General features: G+C 73.0%; 7 protein-coding genes and 2 tRNA genes. 7 read left to right on the forward strand and 2 right to left on the reverse strand.

Translation table 11 applies throughout. From position 1 onward, the window contains the following. The first annotated feature begins 39 nt into the window (after positions 1-39). Genes Aru02nite_RS25885 through Aru02nite_RS25895 form a run of 3 tightly spaced genes read left to right on the forward strand, consistent with a single transcriptional unit; the run spans position 40 to position 2,028 of the window. Positions 40-768 carry an ABC transporter ATP-binding protein gene (locus Aru02nite_RS25885; RefSeq protein WP_203662170.1) on the forward strand — a complete coding sequence of 243 codons (729 nt, stop codon included), beginning with the start codon at positions 40-42 and terminating at the stop codon, positions 766-768. Further along, on the forward strand, positions 758-1,642 hold the full coding sequence (locus tag Aru02nite_RS25890) for an ABC transporter permease (RefSeq protein WP_203662154.1): 885 nt from the start codon (positions 758-760) through the stop codon (positions 1,640-1,642). Before Aru02nite_RS25885 ends, Aru02nite_RS25890 begins: the two co-directional genes overlap by 11 nt. A gap of 53 nt (positions 1,643-1,695) precedes the next feature. Next, entirely contained in the window at positions 1,696-2,028 is a 333-nt protein-coding gene (locus tag Aru02nite_RS25895) for a cupin domain-containing protein (protein WP_203662155.1), read from the forward strand. Between the two features lie 31 nt (positions 2,029-2,059). Here the strand turns inward: Aru02nite_RS25895 and Aru02nite_RS25900 are convergent, their stop codons facing one another. Together Aru02nite_RS25900 and Aru02nite_RS25905 are read right to left on the reverse strand one after the other, a co-directional pair. After that, complete coding sequence (locus Aru02nite_RS25900) at positions 2,060-3,439, reverse strand: TIGR01777 family oxidoreductase (RefSeq protein WP_203662156.1); 1,380 nt, start codon at positions 3,437-3,439, stop codon at positions 2,060-2,062. A gap of 110 nt (positions 3,440-3,549) precedes the next feature. Further along, positions 3,550-4,425 carry a phytoene/squalene synthase family protein gene (locus tag Aru02nite_RS25905; RefSeq protein WP_239076952.1) on the reverse strand — a complete coding sequence of 292 codons (876 nt, stop codon included), beginning with the start codon at positions 4,423-4,425 and terminating at the stop codon, positions 3,550-3,552. A 157-nt stretch (positions 4,426-4,582) separates the two neighbouring features. On the opposite strand from Aru02nite_RS25905, the gene idi reads away from it, so the two are divergent. From idi to Aru02nite_RS25925, 4 genes are all read left to right on the forward strand, one after another. Continuing rightward, complete coding sequence (idi, locus tag Aru02nite_RS25910) at positions 4,583-5,131, forward strand: isopentenyl-diphosphate Delta-isomerase (RefSeq protein WP_203662157.1); 549 nt, start codon at positions 4,583-4,585, stop codon at positions 5,129-5,131. Between the two features lie 424 nt (positions 5,132-5,555). Beyond that, a complete protein-coding gene (locus tag Aru02nite_RS25915) occupies positions 5,556-6,290 on the forward strand; it encodes a polysaccharide deacetylase family protein (RefSeq protein ID WP_203662158.1) in 735 nt (244 codons plus the stop codon). 148 nt (positions 6,291-6,438) lie between these two features. Then, positions 6,439-6,511, forward strand: a tRNA-Glu gene (locus Aru02nite_RS25920). Between the two features lie 20 nt (positions 6,512-6,531). Then, a tRNA-Asp gene (locus tag Aru02nite_RS25925) sits at positions 6,532-6,605 on the forward strand. Positions 6,606-6,918: the final 313 nt, after the last annotated feature.

Here is a 6,918-nt window from a genome sequence, read left to right on the forward strand (position 1 = left end):
GCCCGGCCGCCCGACGACGCGGTACGCCCGGCCGTCGCCGTGAACGCCGTCGGCAAGGTGCACGGCCGCGGCGGCAACGCGGTCGTCGCGCTCGACGGCATCACGCTGACCGTCGAGCCGGGCGAGTTCGTGTGCGTGGTGGGCGCGTCCGGCTGCGGCAAGTCGACCCTGTTGTCGCTGGTCGCCGGCCTGGACGCGCCGACCACCGGCACCATCGACGTGCCCGGCGGTACGCCGGCGCTGATGTTCCAGGAGTCGGCGCTGTTCCCGTGGCTGACCGTCGCCGGCAACGTGGAACTCGCACTCAAGCTGCACGGCGTCGGCCGCGCCGAACGCCGGGAACGCGCCCGCGAGCTGCTCGCCGCCGTACACCTGGCCGACTTCGCCCGGCGCCGGCCGCACCAGCTGTCGGGCGGGATGCGGCAGCGGGCGGCGCTGGCCCGCACGCTCGCCCTGCGTACGCCGGTGCTGTTGATGGACGAGCCGTTCGGCGCGCTGGACGCGATGACCCGCGACCTGCTGCACGACGAGCTGGAACGCCTCTGGCGGCAGCGCGGCCCCGCCGTCCTGTTCGTGACCCACAACGTACGCGAGGCGGCCCGGCTCGCCGACCGGATCGTCCTGCTGTCCAGCCGGCCCGGCCGCGTCGTCTGGCAGACGCGCGTCGACACGCCGCGACCGCGCCGGATCGACTCGCCCGAGACCGCGGCGATCGCCGCCGACGTGACCGCGCGCCTGCGCGAGGAGGTACGCCGCCATGGCGGGTGACCCGGCACCGCCCACGACCTCGGCCGGCGACCTGCGCCGCGACCTGTCCGGACTGGACGCCCTCGAACTCGCCGGCGCCGCCCGCGAACGCAGCCGGCTGGCCACCGTACTCGGCGCGCTGTGGCCGAAGCTGCTCGCGCTGGCCCTCGCCGTACTCGTGTGGCAGGTCGTGGTGTGGTCCGGGTGGAAGCCCGACTACCTGCTGCCCGGCCCGGCCGCGGTCGCCCGCGGCATGGTCGACATCGTGCCGACCGGCGAGTTCGCCTCGGCCGTGGCGACCACCATGCGCCGCGCCGTCACCGGGTTCGCGCTCGCCGCCGTGATCGGCTTCGTACTCGGGATCGCGGTGTCGCGGATCCGCGTGCTGCGCGCCGCGCTCGGCTCGATGATCACCGCGCTGCAGACCATGCCGTCGATCGCCTGGTTCCCGCTGGCGATCCTGCTCTACCAGCTCACCGAGGGCGCGATCCTCTTCGTCGTCGTACTCGGTGCCGCGCCGGCCATCGCCAACGGCGTCATCGCCGGCGTTGACTACGTACCGCCGGTGCTGGTGCGGGTGGGGCGCAACATCGGCGCCCGCGGCCTCGGCCTCTACCGGTACGTGGTGGCGCCGGCGTCGCTGCCGTCCATCGTGGCCGGGCTCAAGCAGGGCTGGGCGTTCGCGTGGCGCAGCCTGATGGCCGGCGAACTGCTCGTCACGATCGCCAACCGGCCCGCCCTCGGCGAACTCCTCGACGTGTACCGCGAACAGTCCGACTCGCTGCACCTCATCGCCATGATGATCGTCGTACTCGCGGTCGGGCTCGTCATCGACGCGCTGTTCGGCCAGGTGGACGCCGCGATCCGGCGCCGCTGGGGGATGACCGGCGGCTGACGGATTGGCCGGATCGCCGCGCGGGCACCCGCCCCAGCCGGTACGGTCCCGGCATGGAGAAGTCGTCGCTCACCGCGCTCGCCCGGGAGCAGCTCGCCGCGGCCCTCCGCGCCCCCAACGGCCGCAGTTCCAGCACCGTGTACGGCGGGCACGAGCGCCGGCTCCGGCAGACCGTGATCGCCCTCGCCGCCGGCGAGATGCTCCGCGAGCACGACAACCCGGGCGAGGCCACCGTCCTCGTCCTGTCCGGCCGGGTACGGCTGGCGACCGCCGACGCCGCCTGGGACGGTACCGACGGGGACCTGATCAACGTGCCGCACGCCCGGCACACCCTGGAGGCGCTCGCCGACTCCGTGGTCCTGCTCACCGCCGTCCCGCTCGCCTGACCCCATTTCCCTTGTACGACAAGGGAAACAGTCACCGGCCGAGTACGTGGCGCAGGCAGGACTCCAGGTCCGGCTGGCGGAACCGGTACCCGGCGCCGGCCAACACTCCACTGTGGACGTTCTGGCTGGCGAACGCGGTCAGGTCGGCGCCCTCGTCGCCCAGCAGCAGCCGCGGCCCGAACGACGGCGTCGGTACCAGCGTCGGCCGGTGCAGTACCCGCCCCAACGTCGCCGTGAACGCCGCGTTGGTGACCGGCTCGGGCGCCACCCCGTTGACCGGACCCGAGATCCCGTCCCTGGTCAGTACGTGGTGGTAGACGCCGACGATGTCGTCCAGCGAGATCCACGACTGCCACTGCTCGCCCGTGCCGAGCCGGCCGCCCAGCCCCGCCCAGAACTGCGGCAGCTGGATCCGCAACGTGCCGCCGAGCGGCGACTGCACCAACCCCGTCCGCACGTACGCCACGCGCGCGCCGGCCTCGCGCGCCGGGCACGTCGCCGCCTCCCACTCCCGGCACACCTCGGCCAGGAAGTCCCGCCCCGGCCCGGACTCCTCGTCCAGCACCTCGCCGCCGCGGTCGGCGCCGTAGTACCCGATCGCGGAGGCGGTGACGAACACCCGCGGGCCGTCGCCCTCCGCCCGCAGCCGGGCGATCGTCCGCGCCAGCAGACGCGTACCGGCGACCCGGCTCCGGCGTACGGATTCCTTGTGGCGATGGTTGAAGCGACCCGCGATCGGCGTACCGGCGAGGTGCACGACGGCGTCGACGGTGCGCAGTACCTCCGCGTCGACGAGACCCCGCTCCGGATCCCACGCCGACTCGTCCGGCACCCGCGGTGCCCGCCGTACCAGCCGGACCACGCGGTGCCCGCCCGACGTCAGGAACGCCGTCAGCGCCGTACCCACGAACCCGCTCGCCCCGGTGACCGCCACCGTCATCGGCGGCACCCCGGCGGCGGCGTGCGCGGCCAGGTCGTCCGCGAGCTGCCGGTGCCGGTACGCGAACATCCGCCGCAGCCGCGCCTCCACCATCGGCTTCGCCCGGTCGCCCGCCGGCCCCAACGGCAGCTCGTACGTCACCTCGTCGACCAGGCGGCACCCGCCGTCGCCGGCCGGCTCGAACACGTGGTGGTGCCGCCACGCCGCGAACGGCCCCGACACCTGCACGTCCGTGAACTCGTACGGCGCGCGCAGCCCGGTGTGCCGCGCCACCCAGCGCGGCGCGACGGCACCCGGCCCGGACAGCCGCAGGACCGCCTCCGAGCCCTCCGTCAGGTCCGGCGCCTCCTGGACCACCGTCACCGGCTCCCACGGCGGCAGCAGCCGACGCAGCGCGCCCTGCCGTTCGTGCCAGGCGAAGACCTCCTCGACCGGCCGGTCGAGCACCACCTCACTGCGGAACGTGTGCATCGCCCCTCCTGTCACCGCCGCCCACGCACCGGCCCGTCGGTGCGTCGTGCCCCGTCCCGCCGGGTGACCGGACCGCCGCCCGGACCGCCGTGCCGCCGACGCCGGGCGGTTCACCAGGCCAGGGCGACCAGTTCGCGGGCGGCGACCGCGGCCCGGCGCCGGTTCGGCACCGTCGCGCGGCGGCCGAGCACGTCGTACCCGGCGCGCGCCACCTCATCAAGGATGCCCCGGTAGAGCGTGAACGCGGCGCGAATGCAGGGTCTCGCCGTACGCGACAGCATCGCCACGCCCGGCGCCGCCGCCTCGTACAGCCCGTGCGCCCGGCGTACCTCGAACTCGACGAGCGCGCGGACCGCCGGGCCGGCGACCGGGGCCGCCAGGTCCGCCCGCGTCACGCCGAACCGGGCCAGGTCCTCGCCCGGCAGGTACACCCGGCCCCGCGCCAGGTCCTCCCGGACGTCCCGGATGAAGTTCGTCAACTGGAACGCCAGCCCCAGCGCCCGCGCCGCCTCCCGCGCCTCGCCGACCGCGACCCGCTCCGTACCGAGGATCGGCAGCATCATCGAGCCGATCGCCGCCGCCGACCCCGCCATGTACCGGCACAGCTCCGCGTACGTCGGGTAGTCGGTGACGGTCAGGTCCATCGCCATGCTCGCCAGGAACGCGTCGAAGTCCGCCACGTCCAGGTCGAACACCCGGATCGTGTGCAGCACCGCCGGCAGCACCGGATCCGGCCGCATCTCACCGCCCAGCCCCGCCACGAACCTCCCCGCGTACTCCCCGAGCGCCGCGGTCTTCGCCGCCGTCGAACCGTGCCCGTCGACCAGGTCGTCCGCGTACCGGCTGAAGCCGTACAGCGCGTGCACGTGGCGGCGCTTCCAGGCCGGCAACAGCCGCGTGGCCAGGTAGTACGTCCGGCCGTGGCGGCGGTGCAGCGACCGGCACCGCGCGTACGCGGCGGCCAGCGGCTCCCCAGCGTCGACCACGGCCCGTACCTCTCTCCCGGTCCCACCGTCACCCGGCGTCGTCGATTGTGCCCGGACCCGATTTTCCGGTACCGACCGCGGCCGATCCGTCCGGTACACGCGGGTCGGCCGGTAACCTCACAACGGGCGTACCACGCACGGAAGTCGGGAGCTGTCGATGTCGGTCAACCGCGAAGTGCACCCTGTCGAACTGGTCGACGACGCCGGCCGATCCATCGGTACCTGCAGCGTCGCCGAGGCGCACACCCTCCCCGGCCGCCACCACCGCGCGTACTCGGTGCTCCTGCTCGGACCCGACGGCGTACTCCTCCAGCGCCGCGCCGGCGTCAAGACCCGCTTCCCGCTGCGCTGGTCCAACACCACCTGCGGCCACCCCGCACCCGGCGGCGACCTCCCCGACGAGGCCGCCACCCGGCTCGCCGAGGAGATGGGCCTGACCGGTATCCCGCTGCGCGAGGTCGGCGAGTTCGACTACCGCGCCGAGGACGCCGCCACCAACCGCGTCGAGGACGAACACGACCACGTACTCGTCGGCGTCGTCGACACCGCCCCCGCGCCCACCCCGGACCCGTCCGAAGTCGCCGAATGGCGCTGGGTACCCCTCGCCGAACTGCGCGCCGACCTCGCCGCCCGCCCCGACGAGTACACGCCGTGGCTCGGCGGTGTCCTCCGGCTCGCCGCACAGGCCGCCGCCGACACCCACTGACCCGGCGATCCCCGCGCGCACGCGCAAACCACCCTGCGGCGTCCGGGCCGAGACATCCAGGTACGCGCGGCTCGGCGTACGCCCGGCGTGTTGCGGTCGTTGGCGTGTCGTACGGCTGCGCGCCGCGGATTGTTGAACAGTTGAACAATTCGACAGTTGAACAATCTGACGCTGTGCATTTTGGACGTAACGACAAGTGTCATCGGCCCGTGGCTGACGGTCGGATCGGGCGTTCGGCCACGGTTGCGGAGCGTGTCGAACGGCCCTTCGCGTCCCTGTGAGACTCGTCCCGAAAATCCCGCTCTGAGCGATCTGGCATCCCGTTGCCGTCCCCGTCTACGCTGGCCGCGACCAGCGAAAACGGACAGGGGTGCGGAAAGTGCTACGGCGACGACTCCTGGTAGCCGTTGGGGCGGCGTTGCTCATGCTGCTCAGCGCGTGCGGCAGCACAAGCGCCGGCGCGAACGGTGTCGCGTCCCCCTCGCCCCGCCGTACCTCCGCCAGTCCCAGCCCGTCGCCCACCGCACTCGGTCGCATCGCGGCCTTCGCCGGCCGCCCCCGCTCCGGTGACGGCCCCAGCGGCTCGCTGCGCGTCACCGGCACCCGCGCCGTCGCCCTCACGTTCGACGACGGCCCCAGCCCCACCTGGACGCCGCGCATCCTCGCGCTCCTCCGCAAGTACCACGTGCACGCGACGTTCTGCATCATCGGCCGGGAGGCGAAGGCGTACCCGAAACTCGTGCGGCAGATCGTCAAGGAGGGGCACACCCTCTGCAACCACTCCTGGGACCACGACGAGTTCCTGAACCAGCGCTCCACCGCGTACATCCGGTCCGAGATGACGCGCACCAACGCCGCCATCCGGCGCGCCGTCCCCCACGCCAGCATCCGGTACTACCGGCAGCCCGGCGGCAACTGGTCCGCCCGCATCGTCCGGCAGGCGCGTTCGCTGGGTATGACCCCGCTGCACTGGTCCGTCGACCCGTCCGACTGGCAGCGCCCGCCGGCCCGCTCGATCATCCACACAGTGAAATCCACCACCCGCCGCGGCTCGATCATCCTCGACCACGACGGCGGCGGCGACCGCAGCCACACGTACGCCGCACTCAAGGTCCTGCTGCCCTACCTGGGCCGCAAGTACGACCTGATCAGGCTCTGACCGGCCCCAGGGGGATCGGATTTGGTGGCCGCCGACCCGTCACGTATGCTTGCCTCGCTTCCGACGGCACGACCGCGACGGAGGCGCAAGGACCGGGTTGCGATGTGGGATGATGGCTCTGCCATTATGTGACAGCAACACGCCAAGCGCCCTCATCGTCTAGTGGCCCAGGACGCCGCCCTTTCAAGGCGGTAGCACGGGTTCGAATCCCGTTGGGGGCACGACCGGGTCTTCCGGACCAGGTCCCGTGGAGCAGTTGGAGTGCTCGCCGCCCTGTCAAGGCGGAGGTCGCGGGTTCAAGTCCCGTCGGGACCGCCGACTGGCCGACGTGTGCTTGCGGAAAGCGCAAGCACACGTCGGCTTTCTGCTTTCTGGGGGCGCGGCCCCCAGACCCCGCGCCGGCGGGGCTTCGCCCCCCGGCACCCCCGGTTCTCTCCTCGGTCGTGGGGGTTACGCCTTCGCTTCGCTCGGCTTCTGCACTCGCCTTCGCTTCGCTCGGCTCTGGTTGCGCCTTCGCTTCGCTTGGCTTCGCTCGGCTGGGTGGGCGGAACCGGGTGGGTGGTCGGCTGAGGGAGCAGGTACGATGTGGCGAGCGCACGGTCAGGTAGCTCAGTTGGTACGAGCGTCC

Source organism: Actinocatenispora rupis (assembly GCF_016861975.1).
GTDB classification, from domain to species: Bacteria; Actinomycetota; Actinomycetes; order Mycobacteriales; family Micromonosporaceae; genus Actinocatenispora; species Actinocatenispora rupis.

Bases quoted from the DNA above. Each gene is read 5' to 3' on its own strand.
- Aru02nite_RS25915 (WP_203662158.1), top strand. From the start codon at position 5,556: ATGCTGCTCAGCGCGTGCGGCAGCACAAGCGCCGGCGCGAACGGTGTC.
- Aru02nite_RS25895 (WP_203662155.1), top strand. From the start codon at position 1,696: ATGGAGAAGTCGTCGCTCACCGCGCTCGCCCGGGAGCAGCTCGCCGCG.
- idi (WP_203662157.1), top strand. From the start codon at position 4,583: ATGTCGGTCAACCGCGAAGTGCACCCTGTCGAACTGGTCGACGACGCC.
- Aru02nite_RS25900 (WP_203662156.1), bottom strand. From the start codon at position 3,439: ATGCACACGTTCCGCAGTGAGGTGGTGCTCGACCGGCCGGTCGAGGAG.
- Aru02nite_RS25890 (WP_203662154.1), top strand. From the start codon at position 758: ATGGCGGGTGACCCGGCACCGCCCACGACCTCGGCCGGCGACCTGCGC.